Origin of the sequence: Bacillus cereus group sp. N12, assembly GCF_016483575.1 — a bacterium.
Lineage (GTDB): Bacteria > Bacillota > Bacilli > Bacillales > Bacillaceae_G > Bacillus_A > Bacillus_A toyonensis.
Window position 1 is genome coordinate 1 of record NZ_JAEHBO010000048.1, and the last position, 17,811, is coordinate 17,811.

Here is a 17,811-nt window from a genome sequence, read left to right on the forward strand (position 1 = left end):
TAATATGTCACCTATAGCTTATAGGAAACATGTTATCTAGGTGTTTTTTCTTTGTCTCACCAAATGGGGCCAGACCACTGTATTTTTCTACAAAAAGAATAGCGTTTTTTGGTTATATAGATACAAATTTAATTTACCTTGGTAGCAATACGAAAAGTTTCGAAGAACCCAATTTGAGAATTAATGCAATCTTCCATTCCAAGCTATCCACATAAAAATCTATAATACTTTGAAACTTTTTGTTTCAGATTAATATGTAGTTTTATCCTATAAAGTTAGCTTTTTACTATACCAACCACACTATCCCACATACCGCTAAAGAAAGATCCGATTTGGCGCATAAAACGTGTAAACCAATTTGCTTGTTCAACATCAGATTTTGTTACAAGGTCTATTTGTAATGAATTACCTGATAAGAACCCAGGATCTGTATTATCTTTAGGCGAGATAATCATTTTACTAATTGTTACACCTTTTTTAATAGGCGCTTCTTGTTCCGTATTCGGTACTTTAAATTCTTTTTTATAAATGTCTTTGTTGCCTTTTGGCATTGGAAGTGAAACAGCTTGCTTCGTTTGAACAACTACATCTTTGTCTTTTGCATTTGCTACTCGCACTGTTTCATGCCCTTTTACTACTGCATCTTTCCCATAGACTTTCTTCACTTCAAAATTCGCAAATCCATAATCGTATAATTTCTTTGTTTCATCAAAACGTGCCGTATGAGAGTTTGCTTTTATCACTACAGAGATTAGGCGCATACCGTTTCTTTCTACTGTACCAGTGAAACAATCTCCCGCTTCTGGAGTAGTTCCCGTTTTCAAACCATCTACACCTTCGTATTGCTTAATTAAGCCTTTTAACATCCAGTTAAAATTCGCCATATCAATTGGATATTTACCACCCTCTTGGAATGTTTTTTTAGGAATTTTTGCAGTATCTAATATTTTAGGAAAATCTTGAATAAGACGTTGCGCTAAGATTGCACAATCCCTTGCAGACATTTTATTTTTCTCGTCTAGAGTTGTCCCTTCTGGGTGATATCCTTTTAAATCTTGGTTTGTTAAGCCTGTAGCGTTTACAAATTTATAATGTTTCATTCCAAACTCTTTCGACTTATCGTTCATCATTTTTACAAAATTGACTTCTTTACCAGCAATCTCTTCAACTAAAGCAATTGTTGCACCGTTTGCAGAGTAAATTGCCATTGCCTCATATAACTCTTTAACCGTATAAGAGCCACCATTTTCTAATGGAACGTTTGATAATGAGCGATCTTGCGAAATCTTATGTGCATATTCAGAGATTTTAACTTTTTGATCCCATTTAAGTTTTCCTTTATCCATCGCTTCATGAACTAAGTATTCACTCATCATTTTTGTCATACTAGCAATTGCCAATGATTCATCTGCATTTTTTTCATATAAAATTTTCCCGGAATTTTCTTCTATTAAAATTGCTGATCCCGCTTCAACGTCTATAGCAGAAACTGTTTCCGCTGCTGCTCTTCCAAATGTAACAACAATGCTACAAAATAGTGTAATCACTGTTACTATTGCAATAAATCTCTTGCAAAACATACCTTTCACTTCTGTTACCTCCAATATCTTTGTACTCAAAAAACGTTCTTCTAACATAATCCTCAAAAAATAGACAGTGTTATCAAATTCTATATACATATAAGACGTTAGGATAACTTTCATATAGACCATCTCATCAAACCCTTTTAGGACAATGACACTTCGTATTCCCACACACATCCCTCTTTTTAATACCTTCGTATTTTTCAAAATGATCCGTACTTTCATATTTTTTAGGATTACACTTAATAGACAGTGTAAGTAATACATTTGTTCCATGTTTACAAAAAAACAGTGTGTTCCGATTAAATATCGAGACACACTGGTAGCTTAGCATTCGTTTATTAGCTGTCAAGGTTTTTACTTATTCAATGCAGCTATTTGCTAGACTCATACTAAATAAGAAAAAAACTACATCCTATATTGAATGTAGTTTTTCTAGCTGATTTATTTATTTTTCACTTCATTTTTATAAAAAGCAAACAATGGTTCAATGGCTGGACTAGATAAAAGAGGAATTGCCTTCTCAATCAATTCTCTATCCCAATCAAACCAACGCATTTCCATTAGCATATTAATTTCTGTATCAGTGAACCGTTTCTTTATTTCCTTAGCAGGATTTCCACCTACTATTGTATAAGGTGGAACATCTTTACATACGACAGATCCAACTGCAATAATTGCACCTTCACCAATAGTAACGCCAGGCATTATAATAGCATTCATACCAATCCAGGCATCGCTTTTAATGACTGTATCACCCTTCGGTTCATATGATTGTTCTATTTGCTCAATGAATGGATAAACTGTAATCCATTCAGGGTGATGATTATGATTCCCACCCATTAAAATGACAACTCCACTTGCAATACAAACATAATTTCCAATAATGAGTTTATCAAGTTGCCAACCCATCTGTTCAATTGGATTGAAAAGTACTCGAGACTTAGCATCGCCCCATAAATATCTAACGCAACCATCTTCAAAATTTTGATCGCCATAATATCCTGAATAATAGGAGTACTCTCCTACTTCAATAAGTGGATTTGTTACTATATCTTTTAAATACTTCGTTTCAGACCAATGATTATATAATGGATGCTTCATAATTACATTCCTCGCTTCTAAGTATGGTAGATTTAATAATTTACTTAGAAGCTTAATACGACAGCTACATTTTTAAACTTTTTCAAACGACGAATCATTATCTTCAAGCCTTTCTTTTATACTAAAAAAAGCATAACGCAATAAATTACACTAGTCAAATTGTTTAATTTTGAACACATCTTAAACAGCGTAATACTGCAAGAAGAACATTAAAACACTCTGACTTTGATACAAATAATATATTGATTACATTTAGTTCATATTTTGTAAAAAAATTTTAATTGCCATGACAAAGCAAACAATAACCACTATTGGTCGTATTAATGACGTCCCTTTTGTAAGCACCATCTTTGCCCCAATATATGACCCTATAATTTGACCAAGCATCATAATCAGCCCAATTGTCCAATCAATTTGGCCAAAAATAATAAAATATAACAAAGCAGCGAAATTACTAGTAAAATTCAAAATCTTAGCATTTGCAGTTGCTCTTGTAGCACTATATCCACATAAAAGAATGAAAGCTAAAGCAATTAAGCTACCTGTTCCTGGGCCGAAGAAACCATCATAAAATCCAAGGAATGGAGCCACTGTTAACGCAAATAACAACATACTTATTTTTCTCGGTCGATCTTCGTTTGCTATATTTGGAGATAATAGAAAATAAAGACCAATAATAATAAGTAAGAAAGGTAATATCATGATTAAATATTCTGCTCGTATCTGTAAAATAAGCCATCCACCCAAAATAGATCCAAAAAAGGTCATTAAGATGGACAAACGCATTTCTTTGAGATTAATTTCTTTCTTCTTAATAAAAATCACAGTTGCCATGAGGGTTCCGCTACTCCCTTGTAGTTTATTAGTTGCTATCGCTACAGAAGGAGACATACCTACTAATAACATTACTGGGATAGTTATCATACCACCGCCCCCAGCAATTGTATCTATCCATCCTGCTAAAATAGCTACTAAAAATAGTAATATGAGTAATTCAATAGTAAAATCCATATAAAGGAAATGGGAAGGTTTGAGCTATTACAGCCCAAACCTTCCCATTCTCCCTCCTCTCTTTAAACTAGTTTATGATATCTGTAAAGTAACTCTCTTTCTGGTCGCGTAATCGGCTGGAAACGTATTGCCTGCAAACAATTCTACGTCCATACTTATTATCACCAATCGGAATTTTATATTCTTCCTCCGATAACCTTTCTCTACCATGGGTTACATTTGTTTGCTTACCATAGTATGAATTTGGCATAATCAATAAATCTTCAGATGTAAGCGGGACTTTATAAGTAGGCATTGTCCGTAACAGTTCCAAAAACATGTCGAATTTTAACTTTTCTTCTTCACTTCCTCCCACATAAATCAATCTATTTTCTGCTCCATTCAAACAAGTTGCAATAATATCACCATTATCATCCAAAAATATAATTTGGTTTATTTCCCCTACGAATCCCGATATTTCACCATCCGCCATTCCTGCGATATGAGCAATAGGCATTTTACTTATCGCCAATATATCATCTTTACTGAAGTGATTTTCTTCAAGATGCTTTTGAAGTAATTTTGGTGTTCCAATATGAGTATTGGTTTTTAAATTTAACACTCCTTTTAATAAAAGAGCATCAACCCTCGTAAATTTGCCGCAAGTAATTTCCGAAACTATTAGTTCGACGGATTTATTAAGTCTATTCGATACAATGTCTAAATTCGTATTGAACGATTTCAATCTTTCTTCAATATGTAATTGATCTTTCATATCTGTATACACTGTCGCATCGTTATGTTGATAAAAGTTTCCGCCACCAGTGCTTGCACCGACATTTCGCAAAACTTCATCATTGTTTAAAGGGGAAATGAGATGAAATCTATTTTCCCCTGCATGTTCGGACGGATGAATCAAAGCATCATAATTAAAAAGTGTGGCAAAAAGCCATGTGACCCATTCAGCATAAAAATATTTTTTCATTCTATCGTGTTCGTTTTCACCATAATTAAAGCCTTTGCGATTTTCTCCAGGTAATAGGGTTTCCATAGGATCACACGGAATATTTTTAATAAGGATAGGCGGTACGTTTCCACCACAATTCGCTTCTTTTATCATATGAAGTAGTTTTTTTACATCTGAATTCGGAGTTTTCTTTGAATAGTCAATCAAACAAATGAGCCACTCTTTTGAAAAGCTTGCAGCTATTTCTTGATCACAAGTATAAGGATTATGAGTTTTTAATTCATTGTCTATCAGATTCTTGATTTTATCCTTTAATACATTAGGAATAGTAATTTCTTCAATTTCCGTAATCTGCAGTATTCCTTTATTCATTATAAAACCTCCGTTATTTTATTTTTCTACACCATATCTCCTGTTAAATGAACTACCCACTTCTTTTTTGCTCCTTTGCTTTTCGTCAGAACTATTAGAACCACCAATTTACAGATACTAAACGTGAATGATACGAGATTTCCTCTTAGTTACATTTCTCCAACGAATTCCCCTTGAATTAGCATATTTAATTTAAAAATCTAATTCATTTTCTAAAACTTTCCGAAAATCGAAATCAGAATTTTCTTCATACTAACAGTAAAAATATAACACGAAACCAAAAAATATAAATAGTTAGGATTTTTTATAAAAAATAGTCAGACTACTTTTAGGATAATTCGCATTTCATTGGACCAGCTATTCCCCTCTATTTTATTTATAACAATTAAACAGCCTGTCTTTGCAATAAAAAAAGTCCCCTGAATGATAGAGGACCTTCTTTACAAGTATATTTTATTTTAAAGTTCTTACTTATCTTTTATTTTAAAAGATATTGCTGTAACTTCTTTATTAACAGTTCTGTTCCCTCTGGACTTATAATAATCTTCCCATTCGCTAACGAAATATTCTTATCTGAAATATCACCTGTAATTGCACAAGCTTGTGAAGATTGATATTTCCGCAAAATAATCTGATCATCTTCCACAAACATTTCTAGCGCATCTTTTTCTACAATTCCTAAACTCCGTCTTATTTCCATTGGAATAACAATACGCCCCATACTATCTGCTTTACGAGTACTCCCTCTTGATTTCATAAAATGTCACCCTTTATTTTTATCTACTATTACAGGACTTATTTTAGCAATAAACAGCAATAAGGAATAGTTCGTATTACAGCACTTATTTTAACAGGAAATTCCAATAAGGAATAGCTCATATTAAAGCTTTCTCTTGTTTATTTCTGGTTTTTAAAATATTTATCCTTGATTATCTTTATATATTGTTTTCTTTCTGTTAGTTCAAAAATAAATAATGCCTTATTAATATAGTTAAAACCATCTTCACTAGATTGCTGAAGTTCTAATAAATTTGAACCTTTTTCGAAATTTAGTTCCCCTAATAAGTATAAACTATTTATATTAATGGCTAATTTAATACCTATATCACTGTACTTTATTGCTTCTACATGTTCATATGTAAGATGTAAACATTTTGTTAAGTTATAAATAATTCTTAATTTAATTTCTTTATTTCTAGGAAATTCTATCTTATTAAAATTACTTAAACATTTCTTTAATATGCCTATACTTTTTTCATATTCTCCATTTTCCGCATAGATTACTGCCATTGTATGCATAATATCTATTTCTCTTTCTGATAAAAAATCAGCATTGGTTACAGTTAGTTTTAATGCATGATTTAAAAGATTTAAAGCAGTTTTTGTTGATTTGTTCACCATAAATATAGCAATTGCTTCATGCCATAGTAGAAATTGTTTATTTTCTTTTGACTCGAAATTATTTTCGTTTTTCTCTTTTTTCACTATTTCATAAAGTTCTTCATATTGTTTTTGTTTTATGCAATCTCTTATTACATATTTTACGTTTTCTACATATTTTAATTTTTTATTTTGAGTTAGCGCAAATATATAATTCGGATCAACACCAAGTCTTTCAGATAATTGATACAACAATATGCTAGATGGATAAATAATACCTTTTTCTATCTTACTAATCTGACTTTGTGAACATATTCCCCGACATAGTTCAGATTGTGATATATTTTTTTTCTTTCTAAGTTCTTTAATAATAATACCGAGATTATAGAATTCCATTTCTCCCCCTCAAATGTAACAATTTATGAGTATAAGAATATTTTCCAACTTTTAATGTGATGTAAAATTAATATAGTTACAATTACTAATTATATTGATTTATAGTTTCTTTTACAAACTTGTATTAAAATGAGAGAAATTATTACAATTAAAGGGAATAAAGAGTATTGGATATGATTTTTCAGCTTTATTTCAAATAATAGTTTCTTTTGATTTTTATATGAATAATTTCGAAGGAGCTTATTTTATGAAAAGAATGTTAACCGAAAGAGAGTTAGAAGTGGCTATTTATGTAGCAAAAGGATTAACAGATGCAGAAATTTCCAAAAAGATATATATTAGCCCTAGAAGAATTTCAACGATAATTAATCATATTAAAGAAAAATGGCGTATTCATTCTAGAGTGGAATTAGGTATTTTAGTTTATCATTTTGGGTTTATAGATGCACCCTTATTTTCAAATAAAGAAAGTCATTTATTTGAAAAGATTGCACAATAATTGGCCAAGTATAATTCGTTTAAGTTACAAATATAAACAGAAAAACCGCTGAACTTTTATTATTTATGGTAATTCTGCATTCTGAAGTTGATGGGCATGTATGGATTGTTAAAAAAACATATAAATCTTATTCTTATAGATATTTTAGTAAGAATGATTTTACTAGAAACTTTTAAAAGGTGAAAACATACCTTTAAACAATGTTTCTTCCGCAACAGCAAGTATAGCTTTTCATTTAAAAAACCTATCCATTTTGATTAAGATTTTTTCAAAAAGGGTAGGTTTCTTCAGTTTATAGGAAAGTTATACTAAACTCATAAAAAAATACAATAAAATAGGTAAAAATGCTATCGCGTCTTTACCTATCCTATGGATAAACAGATTCTCATAAGAAATAGACAACTTCCCAAAGAATTATAAATATATTATTTTAAATTAATTGGTTGTTGTTGAGTAATACAATGAATCATACCACCATTTTTATACAGCTCTCTTACATCTATCCCCAACACTTTACGATCAGGATAAAGTTTTTGAATCATCTCATTTGCTATTTTATCATTAGGATCATTATAGTTTGGAACTAAGATGACTTCATTCGCTATATAATAATTAATATAGGAACCTTTATAATCAAGCTTCTTCCCATTTTTTAATGTAACATTATTCTTACTTAGCGGTAGATATACATACTTGTACTTATTACCTGTAGCATCTTTTGCCTGCAGCAACTTGTTAATATCTTTGCCAGACGCTCCCCATTCAGCCAAATCTTTTTCTTTTAACGTTATAATAGTAGATTTATCGTGGAATTTGGCAAATCCATCAATATGAAAATCAGTAATATCTAAGTTAGGTGCTCCATCTAACCAAATAAAATTTGTTACCCCAAGTTCACTAAAATATTTTTCAATATCCTTTTCTGACAATTTAGCGTTCCTATTTTTATTCGTCACAGCACTTCTAGTTAATAAAACAGTTCCATTACCATCCAATTCAAATGCGCCACCTTCAAGAACAAATTTATTCCAATTTATTCTTTCAATGCCTAACTGATTGCTAAGATTCTCACGAAGACGAGCATCTTTCTTATATGGCGTTTTCTTTCCCCATCCGTTAAAGCCTGGATCTAATATCTTTACATTTTTGTCATTATCGTAAACAAAAATTGGACCAGTATCTCTAGCCCATACATCGTCAGTAGGTGCGATAAAGAAATCAATTTTCTCCATATTTACCCCTTGATCCGTTAGAACTTCAATAATTCTTTCTTTCTCTTCTTGATCATATGCAACAATATGAACTTTTTCGCCTTTGCTTAAAGATTCTGTCATTTGAATCCAAATCGGTTCTACTTCTTGCTGATATTTTGACCCGTATGTAAGTTCATGAGGCCATTGTAGCCATGTTCCTTCATGTTTGCTTTTTTCATCTGGCATTGTATACTTTCCTACTATTTTTTGCGCCTCTACTTTCTTCCTATCTTCTCTCTGCGGTTTTTCAATTTCCTTCGCCTGGACTTTCTCAATTCCCTTAATTTGAGCATAACCACTAATAATAGATGTGGTTAGTACAGCACTCATACACAATTTCGTTATTTTTTGCATTTCTTAACCTCCTTTTCTGTTCAACTGTAAACCTTTACATAGTGTTAAGGTCAAGCTTTTTTAATTAAATTATTACGTATGAAGCACGATTTAAATCGAACAATATCTTTCTGTACAAAATGCAAAACATCCACTCCGGGGGTGGTATGAAATGTTAACTTGATGAGCATGTGTAACTCCACCATTTATAAAAACTTTGGAATGCATATAAAAAGGTTGGAGAATTAGCTTCTCTAACCTTTTTATATGCACTATTATGTTTATACCTCTAACATCAATCCTTTTGCCTTTTGCCTGTTCCATGTTCAACCTCATATAAATAACAAATAAGAATCAACAATTCCTACTATAATCACCATTGACCCCTATAACATCTCGCGCTTTTTTCACTTATTATCTTTTCTATTCTTTCTACTGTATTTTTTATGAATGTATTCATTTCTAAAACTAATACAGTACATGAAATTTTATATTACATACGTATTTATTTATTCAGTTTATAATTAACTATTCAAAAGCAGTTACGATTCTCTCTTTCATTTTCTGTATTACTTCACTGCTTACTATTTTTTGACCAGCGGGAAGTTTTAATATAGCAGCAGCCCCCTTACTAAGGTATATTTCTTGGTCATTATTTTGATTTACTATCAATATTCCTTGCCCTTCAAATTCAAAATAACTAAGATTTTTTGTTTCATTTGTATTATTTGTTATTGCTTTATATAACTCATATAAATCTTTACTTCTATTTTCTCCACCCATTCGAATCGGTTCAGCATCATTCGCAACTATTAGTCCTTCTGGCTGCTCACCCTTCATAATAAACCACAGCTTTTCATTTGTTGGTAATAGTATATGCTTAAATTCAGAGCTATTTAAAATTTGCTGTGCTGGAATTGTTTCATAGATTGGTAACGAAAATGAAGAGGTTGTTATTTTTTCAAAACTTACATTTTCAGAAGAACTACTCTTACTATATTGATAATCTTTTAATGCGATCGATTGTACTGGTTCACTTTTATTTTTTGATGCATAACTAATTTTACTAGCGAAAATAATAACAGTCATTAAACAAATGCATGGTATCACAAGCTTAAGTAGTTTTCCCATTCATGAACCCCCACACTTTTAATATTATTAGTTTGCACGGATATTATAAACAGTTTCATTCCACCAAAAATTATTATTGTTATGGAACGTACTGAAATTATGATTATAATGATCACCATACCAAGGGTCCATGTAAGTTATATAGTCTGTTCCATTTGTACCTTTATAGAATCCATCAAGTACTAGAAAGTGTCCGATGTTAGCTCCATTTTGCCACATAATAAGTGCAATCATCGGTTGATTACTATTAATTTGATTTTTGAACCAATCATACGATTTTGCTCCAGAACTTATAGCTGAGCTAACACCATATCCCGATAATCCATATTGTATTTCACGTGAAGTTGCAGGATTATTATATGATCCACCTTTGACATATCTAACATACTGGTCTTGTGAAGGAGTTTTCCCAAAATAATTTAAAACTGAAACCGAAGTGCCCGCCCAACACCAATTTGATCTTTCTTGTAATATGTTAGGAACAGATAATTTACGATCTGTTGATGTATTTGGAGGATTTCCATTAATATAAGCTGACGTTACATATACTTTTTTCCCATCTTTAAAATAATAAAACCAACGATTATCTAAATTTCCTGTCCAATAATCTTTAACCGCTTCACCATACTCCCATCCTCTAAAAGATACTTTTGTATTTCCGGGAATCACATCTATAATATTTGCATTCAAACTTTTTTCTTCTCTAACATTTACATTCAATGGAGCAGTTGTTCCTGAAAATTCAACTTCTTCTGCTATTACTTTGTGAACACCAGTGAAACTAATTGTGAAGAACAATAAAAATATACAAACAATACATTGCTTTCTTCCCTTCATTTCTTCACCCCTTCATAAGTACTAAAAAACATCAACAATTCATCCTTATTAATTGTTCAAGCTTAATATTACATATTAACGAAAAAAGACTTCTCATAAAGTGAAACTTTAATCAGTGGGGGTTTTGTTCATCCCCCACTGATTATTAGTTAAACCAATCGGGCTTTTACAGGTAGCCCGACCCCCACCTAACTTCTTTGCTCTCGCTGAATGTTGAGGTGGGGGTCTTACTGCCCGGCAAATATCGGGATAAATTCCAATACAAAAAAGTAGCCTATAAATTTTTATAGGCTACTTTTCATTTTATCGTTATTACTTAGCTAATTCTTTCGTTCCCTGCATTACATCAACGAAGAATCCCCAGTTGTTCACAACAGAAGAAATACTAATATGCTCATCTGGAGTGTGAACGTTGAATATATCTGGCCCGAATGAAATTGCATCTAATTCAGGCATCTTTTGAACGAATACACTGCATTCAATCCCTGCATGTACAGCAAAGATTTCAACATTTTTATTGTATTTTTCTTGATGTACTTTTTCAAACAAATTACGAATTTGTGAGTTTGGATTGTATGGCCACTCCGGATATTCTGACTCTAATTCAAATGTTGCTCCAACTAATTCAGCAATATATTTAATTTCATCGGCAATATGTCGTTTTAAACTACTTACAGAACTTCTTACTTCGTTTCGCAATTTAATTTCATCTTGCAGCGTTTCAATAACTCCTAAATTTGTTGAACTTTCTACAAGTCCTTTAATATCCATGCTCATACTTTGAATGCCATTTGGAATTAAGAATAATGATGAAATAAGCTGTTTTTGTGTTTCTTTAGCAAATACTTTTTCTACTTTCTCATCTAATTTTGTAAGTGTAACATGAACATCTGGATCAACAGCACGCATTTCTTCTTGTAATACTCGTGTCCATGATTTTAACTTTTCTTCAACTTTCTCTACATCTTCTTGACGTAATAAAATTGTAGCTATACTTTCACGTGGAATTGCATTCGTTTTTAATCCGCCATGAGCCTCACTTATATCAAATTGAATATTTATTGATAAATCACGTAAAACTCGTCCTAGTACTTTGTTCGCATTCCCACGTTGTTTATCAATTTCCATACCAGAATGTCCGCCCTTAAGTCCACCAACATATAGACGGTATGTATCCATATCAACTGGTGCCTCATCCCAAATTACTGGAATTGTTTCAACTGCTTTCGCACCACCTGCGCTACTTACAAGTAATTTATGATCTTCTTCAGAATCAATATTTATAAAAATCTTTCCGTCAAAGTGGTCTGCATCAACAGCAAAAGCTCCGCCCATTGTCGTTTCTTCTTCAGTAGTGATTACTACTTCAAGTGCTGGATGCGGAATATCTTTTGAATCTAATAAAGCTAATGCATATGCAACAGCAATACCGTTATCAGCACCTAAAGTTGTTTGATTCGCATATAGCATGTCTCCAATAATTCGTAACTCAATTGGATCTTTTTCAAAATCATGTACTGTTGCTTGATTTTTTTCACAAACCATATCCATGTGACCTTGAATGATAATAGCTGGTACACTCTCATAGCCAGCAGTTGCGTCTTTTTTAATAATGACATTTAATGCTTCATCTTGAATCACTTCTAAGTTACGCTCTTTTGCAAAGCCCACTAAATAATCACTAATTTCCTTTTCATTACCTGATCCTCTAGGAATCTTTGAAATTTCTGCAAAATGATAAAATACAGGGTGCTTTGTTAATTTTTCTAAAGTAGAATACATTTTTCAAGCTCCTCTCAAAATGAAAAAATAGTATGTAAGTCTTTTATCATTATACCATGATTCATTATTTTACCTTTCTTTAAACATATTAAAAATTTATTATGAACAGTTCAATTTAATCCTTCTGCGCTCTATACCTTATACTCTTACATCATTATTAGAATGTTGTAATCTATATCGATTTTTCTAATTTAACAATAATTGTATACTTTTTAAAGAAACAAATTGAAGGAGATAAATAATATGAAAAAGCTTTTTGCTGTTATGACACTATGTTTATTATTTTCAAGCATTACTATTGGATGTGAGAGAGCATCACTAAATAGAATTGGTAAGGGTGTATATTACGTACAGATAAAAGGTGAAGGCGCTATCGAAAAAGTAGATTTACCTGGAAAAGTAAAAGAAAAATTAAATGTTAACTAACTTGAAACTAATCCGTAAATAACGGAACAAAAAACAAAAGAAAATGCTCTATGCATTTTCTTTTGTTTTTTGTACTCGTATATATTTTGAACTGCTATTATTCATAAGTTTTTCTAACCGATTTATATTTTCCGTTAATGCACCTTTCACAAGAGAGAAATCTGTATTTGATTCTTCTTTTTTTTCTTTAAAAAACGAATACTTTTGTACATTTATTTCAGCCATCTCTTCTCCCCCTTTTCAAAAAGATACAATCTTCTATTTATATTATATAGCAAATAAAGACAGAGTGTACACGAATCATTTTCTTTTTAATTCTTCTTCTAACTTTTCTACTTGCTGCAACGTATCTCCTTTGATTAAAGAGAAATCTGTTGTATCTTCATTTTCTTCTTTGAAAAAATCATTGTCATAATCTTTTATCACTACAATCACCTCTACGTGCTAGTGTAGGAATGATTGTCCCATTTTATTCAACTTTGTCGAATTTTGTTTTGAATTTATGTATAGAAGAAAAGGACAGAAAAACAATTCTGTCCTACTTACTAAAATAACTATGATGTATTGTTAAATTATATACATTTTCAAAATCTCGATCCTGCAGGCTATTCTTCTTCCCATCAATCACGATAAAAACATCATTCATTATTTTTGCTGGTATAATTCCCACGTTTTCTACTTGCACTGCTTTTTGTTCATTCAATTGCTCTATATGCTCTATAGGTATTGTAATACTAAATTGAGAACGAATACCACGAAAGCCCGTATTTAATTCATTCGCTGCTTCAAATACAACAATTTTCGCTCCAATTTTTTCCCCGTATGAATCTAAAAATGCGTTTAAGCTTTTTGTATATTCCTCTTCCGTATGCCATTCCATCGTCCCAAATGCTGCTGGATTAATATTTTGGATAATGTTCGTATATATTTCTCCTCTTGCTTTTGAAGCGATTAATGACCGCTTTATGGATTGAACAGTTTTACCGATATCGCTAAATTTCGCTCCCCATATTTCGGAAATATTAGGTGTTAAAATAAATGAAATATCAACAAAAATGACCATCGCAGTGAACATTAATAAGTTTTTCCAGAGGGTTAAATCGATTCCTTTAATCATGAAATAAACTGTGACTGATGTTATGAATAATCCATACCAAGTTTTTCGAATTCGCTGCTTTTTCTCTTCATATAACTCTTCATTTCTCCAATAAAAGAAAACAAGAACTACAAAAACGATTGCTAAAATAAATAAGCCAATTCGAATGTTAGAGATCGTCAATTACATCACCCTCCATTCAAAAACTACTCACGATATCATTACATGCGCAAGTAGTTCTCTTTATGACAAAAGACGTGGACAAGCTTCTAAATTTAGCTACATCGCATATACATTAGAAGGAGGCCACGTCTTTTATCATGAGTCTACATTGTATATGCAGACAAGCATGCATTTCAAATTTTCATGTTAAAAAGAAATATGTTTCGGAATTTCCCCTTCAGGTACTTCTCCATCCATACTTAAGTAATAATGGCGAATCGGACGTAAATTTTCGTCTAATTCATAAACGAGCGGAATGCTAGTTGGAATATTTAATGAAACCACACCATCATTTGAAAGGTTGTCTAAGTATTTCACTAGCGATCGAATTGTATTACCATGTGATGAAATTATTACTTTCTCACCACTTTTTAATGATGATGCAATTTCTGAATGCCAATACTCCAGCACTCTCTTCTCCGTATCCTCTAAACATTCCGTCAATGGAAATTCACCTTTTTTGAGCGTTTTGTATCTCGGATCGTTCGCTTCATATCTAGGATCTTCTTCAGTAAGAGCCGGTGGTCTTACATTGACACTTCTTCTCCAAATATGAACTTGTTCTTCACCGTATTTTTTTGCAGTTTCTTCTTTATTCAATCCTTGTAGCGCTCCATAATGCCTTTCATTTAGTTTCCATGATTTATGTATAGGCACCCAAGTAAGATCCATTTCATGCAGAACAATCCATACAGTCCGGATTGCTCGTTTTAATACCGATGTGTAAGCAACATCGAAAGTATAACCGTTTTCCTTTAATATTGCTCCTGCTTCTCTTGCTTCACTTAATCCATTCTCTGATAGATCTACATCCGTCCATCCAGTAAAGCGATTTTCAAGGTTCCATAAACTTTGTCCGTGACGAATAAGTACAAGTTTTATCATTATTATTCCCCTCTCGGAAATGTGAATTTTATTGTTCCATCGCGTACACGTATAAAGTATCTAGTAATGCATTTTTTTATCCATTCACTCTATGATTTACCCATAGTTGCCAAATGCATGGATAAAATTCTTTCTTTTTCAAACTATAAAGAAAGGCCTATTTCTCATTATTTTTGATCAACTGGAATTTCTCTTTTCGATATCCATGCATCATGACCTGAACGGCTATTTGCCATTTCGTTCATAACTTGATGCCAATTCTCTTCACATGATTCACCAAATTTTGAAAAAATAGCACCCATTTGCTTTCTTTGAACATCACTTAGTTTTTTCTCTAAATCTGTACCTTCTTCTGTTAAGGATAATTGTTTTACTCGACGATCATGAGTAGCTTCATTACTTTCAATTAGTCCTTTTTCAACAAGTTGACGCAGTGGTCCGTGAAGAGCTTGTTTACTTATTTCTAATAGCGATAGTAACTCATTTACACTTATCCCTGGAAAACGTGCGACAAAAAATAAAATTCGGTGATGTACTCGTTGTATACCATACTCTTTTATAATTTCATCTGGCTTTTCAGTAAATGTTTTATATGCAAAATAAAATAATGCCAATGCCTCATTCATCTGTTCTTCTTTATGTCGTGTCATCTACTTTCCCCCTGTATGTAAATTATACCACAATCCAGTAATGAATATTTTAATCAACGCACTTGAACTTCTGTAGTCCATTGAAGCATTCACTACACGAACTAAAATAATTAGGAGATGATTCTCTTGAAAACGCAATACACTGTAAGTACATATTTATTAGATCGATTACATGAATTAGGAATTGAGCATATATTTGGTGTTCCTGGTGATTATAATCTTGCCTTTTTAGATGATGTGATTGCACACGAAAATGTAGAATGGATTGGTAACTGTAATGAATTAAATGCGTCATATGCAGCAGATGGATATGCTCGCATAAAAGGCGTCGCTGCTCTTATTACCACTTTTGGTGTCGGGGAATTGAGCGCCATAAACGGCATTGCCGGCTCATATGCCGAAAACGTACCAGTTATAAAAATCACCGGTACACCAACAACAACTGTAATGGAAAATGGAGAACTCGTTCATCATACATTAGGTGATGGAAAGTTCGATCACTTTTCCAATATGTATCGAGAAATTACGGTAGCACAAACAAATTTAACCCCTGAGCATGCCGCTGATGAAATTGATCGTGTATTACGTACATATTGGAATGAAAAACGTCCAGTTCATATTAATTTACCGATCGATGTATATAATAAACCAATTAATAAACCTACGGAGCCAATCTTAAATCATCCCATAGTAAGTAATAAAGACGCATTAGATAAAATGCTTCTACATGCCATTTCAAAAATAAATAGCGCCAAAAAACCGGTTATATTAGCTGATTTTGAAGTGAATCGTTTTTATGCTGAAGAAGATTTACATCAATTCGTAGAAAAAACTGGCTTCCCTATCGCATCACTAAGTATGGGAAAGGGCATATTCCGAGAAAAACATCCTCAATTTATAGGAATTTACACTGGCGATGTTAGTCCTCCATACTTGCGAAAAAGAGTTGATGAATCTGACTGTATCATTAGTATCGGTGTGAAATTAACTGATACTATTACCGGTGGCTTTACACAAGGTTTTACGAAAGAACAAGTTATAGAAATCCATCCCTACACTGTGAAAATTATAGATAAAAAATACGGTCCAGTTGTAATGCAGGATGTTTTACAACATTTAAGTGATTCAATTGAGCATCGTAATAAAGATACTCTTGACGTTAAGCCATTTATTTTAGAATCATCACCTTTTACTGAAGAGTTCAATCCAAAAGCACAAATGGTCACACAAAAACGTTTTTGGCAGCAAATGTACCATTTCTTACAAGAAAACGACGTCTTAATTGTAGAGCAAGGAACACCTTTCTTTGGTAGTGCTGCTATCCCTCTACCTAATAACACTGCATATGTAGGACAACCGTTATGGGGATCTATCGGATATACACTTCCCGCTCTATTAGGAACACAACTCGCTAATGTAACACGGCGTAACATTTTAATTATTGGTGATGGTTCTTTCCAGTTAACTGTTCAAGAATTATCCACTATGTTACGTCATAATTTAAAACCAATCATATTTTTAATTAATAACAACGGATATACTGTTGAACGAGCGATTCATGGACGAGACCAACCATATAATGACATACAAATGTGGGATTATAATAAACTGCCAAATGTATTCGGATCAGAAGAAAAAAGTCTCACATTTAAAGTAAAAGATGAAATAGAGTTAGCAGAAGTCTTAAATAAAATAAGTTTTAATATGAATCGACTTATCTTTATTGAAGTTGTAATGAGCCAAGGGGATCAGCCTGAATTATTAGCTAAACTTGGAAAAAGATTCGGCAGCCAAAATTCTTAAAAAGAAAAAGCATCGCTATAAATCATAACGGGTTCAGCTAAAAGTTGTAAAACTTGTTTTGCCACTCAAAATATATGTCAAAAAGGATGGTAAGTGCCATCC

At 32.2% G+C, this 17,811-nt stretch carries 17 protein-coding genes and 1 pseudogene; 3 read left to right on the plus strand and 15 right to left on the minus strand.

Features of this window, described 5'->3' with window-relative positions; all coding sequences use genetic code 11:
• Positions 1-275: 275 nt before the first annotated feature.
• The 6 genes from JDS92_RS19590 to JDS92_RS19615 all read right to left on the minus strand — a co-directional run bounded on the left by JDS92_RS19590 (position 276) and on the right by JDS92_RS19615 (position 6,792).
• Positions 276-1,589: a D-alanyl-D-alanine carboxypeptidase family protein gene (locus JDS92_RS19590; RefSeq protein WP_307838337.1), complete on the minus strand. Its 1,314-nt coding sequence runs from the start codon at positions 1,587-1,589 to the stop codon at positions 276-278.
• Between the two features lie 438 nt (positions 1,590-2,027).
• The gene (locus JDS92_RS19595) at positions 2,028-2,687 is read right to left on the minus strand and encodes a CatB-related O-acetyltransferase (protein ID WP_199632398.1); all 660 of its coding nucleotides are present in this window, start codon (positions 2,685-2,687) and stop codon (positions 2,028-2,030) included.
• A 252-nt stretch (positions 2,688-2,939) separates the two neighbouring features.
• Positions 2,940-3,698 carry a TSUP family transporter gene (locus JDS92_RS19600; protein ID WP_000347979.1) on the minus strand — a complete coding sequence of 253 codons (759 nt, stop codon included), beginning with the start codon at positions 3,696-3,698 and terminating at the stop codon, positions 2,940-2,942.
• 67 nt (positions 3,699-3,765) lie between these two features.
• Positions 3,766-5,016, minus strand: a complete 1,251-nt coding sequence (locus JDS92_RS19605) for a hypothetical protein (RefSeq protein WP_199632399.1) — start codon at positions 5,014-5,016, stop codon at positions 3,766-3,768.
• 478 nt (positions 5,017-5,494) lie between these two features.
• Positions 5,495-5,773: an AbrB/MazE/SpoVT family DNA-binding domain-containing protein gene (locus JDS92_RS19610; RefSeq protein WP_000842218.1), complete on the minus strand. Its 279-nt coding sequence runs from the start codon at positions 5,771-5,773 to the stop codon at positions 5,495-5,497.
• 140 nt (positions 5,774-5,913) lie between these two features.
• The gene (locus JDS92_RS19615) at positions 5,914-6,792 is read right to left on the minus strand and encodes a helix-turn-helix domain-containing protein (protein WP_097959725.1); all 879 of its coding nucleotides are present in this window, start codon (positions 6,790-6,792) and stop codon (positions 5,914-5,916) included.
• Positions 6,793-7,039: 247 nt separating this feature from the next.
• Here JDS92_RS19615 and JDS92_RS19620 point away from each other — a divergent pair, with 247 nt between their 5' ends.
• Complete coding sequence (locus JDS92_RS19620; RefSeq protein ID WP_000827556.1) at positions 7,040-7,291, plus strand: response regulator transcription factor; 252 nt, start codon at positions 7,040-7,042, stop codon at positions 7,289-7,291.
• 425 nt (positions 7,292-7,716) lie between these two features.
• On the opposite strand, the gene JDS92_RS19625 is transcribed toward JDS92_RS19620, so the two are convergent.
• From JDS92_RS19625 to pepD, 4 genes are all read right to left on the minus strand, one after another.
• Positions 7,717-8,898: an agmatine deiminase family protein gene (locus JDS92_RS19625; protein WP_199632400.1), complete on the minus strand. Its 1,182-nt coding sequence runs from the start codon at positions 8,896-8,898 to the stop codon at positions 7,717-7,719.
• Positions 8,899-9,405: 507 nt separating this feature from the next.
• A complete protein-coding gene (locus JDS92_RS19630) occupies positions 9,406-10,008 on the minus strand; it encodes a hypothetical protein (RefSeq protein WP_000517264.1) in 603 nt (200 codons plus the stop codon).
• A gap of 27 nt (positions 10,009-10,035) precedes the next feature.
• Positions 10,036-10,845, minus strand: coding sequence for a papain-like cysteine protease family protein (locus JDS92_RS19635; RefSeq protein WP_199632401.1), 810 nt, complete (start codon positions 10,843-10,845; stop codon positions 10,036-10,038).
• A 312-nt stretch (positions 10,846-11,157) separates the two neighbouring features.
• A complete protein-coding gene (gene pepD / locus JDS92_RS19640) occupies positions 11,158-12,627 on the minus strand; it encodes a beta-Ala-His dipeptidase (protein ID WP_000287513.1) in 1,470 nt (489 codons plus the stop codon).
• Between the two features lie 243 nt (positions 12,628-12,870).
• On the opposite strand from pepD, the pseudogene JDS92_RS19645 reads away from it, so the two are divergent.
• Positions 12,871-13,014 (plus strand): annotated as a pseudogene (locus JDS92_RS19645) (YxeA family protein); the annotation flags it as partial.
• A gap of 87 nt (positions 13,015-13,101) precedes the next feature.
• On the opposite strand, the gene spoIISB reads toward JDS92_RS19645, so the two are convergent.
• From spoIISB to JDS92_RS19670, 5 genes are all read right to left on the minus strand, one after another.
• Positions 13,102-13,278, minus strand: coding sequence for a stage II sporulation protein SB (gene spoIISB / locus JDS92_RS19650; protein WP_199632403.1), 177 nt, complete (start codon positions 13,276-13,278; stop codon positions 13,102-13,104).
• A gap of 75 nt (positions 13,279-13,353) precedes the next feature.
• On the minus strand, positions 13,354-13,479 hold the full coding sequence (locus JDS92_RS19655) for a hypothetical protein (RefSeq protein WP_000588713.1): 126 nt from the start codon (positions 13,477-13,479) through the stop codon (positions 13,354-13,356).
• A gap of 112 nt (positions 13,480-13,591) precedes the next feature.
• Positions 13,592-14,332, minus strand: a complete 741-nt coding sequence (locus JDS92_RS19660) for a type II toxin-antitoxin system SpoIISA family toxin (protein ID WP_000155915.1) — start codon at positions 14,330-14,332, stop codon at positions 13,592-13,594.
• A gap of 186 nt (positions 14,333-14,518) precedes the next feature.
• Positions 14,519-15,256, minus strand: a complete 738-nt coding sequence (gpmA, locus tag JDS92_RS19665) for a 2,3-diphosphoglycerate-dependent phosphoglycerate mutase (protein ID WP_097954107.1) — start codon at positions 15,254-15,256, stop codon at positions 14,519-14,521.
• A gap of 167 nt (positions 15,257-15,423) precedes the next feature.
• The gene (locus JDS92_RS19670) at positions 15,424-15,906 is read right to left on the minus strand and encodes a MarR family winged helix-turn-helix transcriptional regulator (RefSeq protein WP_199632404.1); all 483 of its coding nucleotides are present in this window, start codon (positions 15,904-15,906) and stop codon (positions 15,424-15,426) included.
• A 126-nt stretch (positions 15,907-16,032) separates the two neighbouring features.
• On the opposite strand from JDS92_RS19670, the gene JDS92_RS19675 reads away from it, so the two are divergent.
• On the plus strand, positions 16,033-17,709 hold the full coding sequence (locus JDS92_RS19675) for an alpha-keto acid decarboxylase family protein (protein WP_199632405.1): 1,677 nt from the start codon (positions 16,033-16,035) through the stop codon (positions 17,707-17,709).
• Positions 17,710-17,811 lie beyond the last annotated feature (102 nt).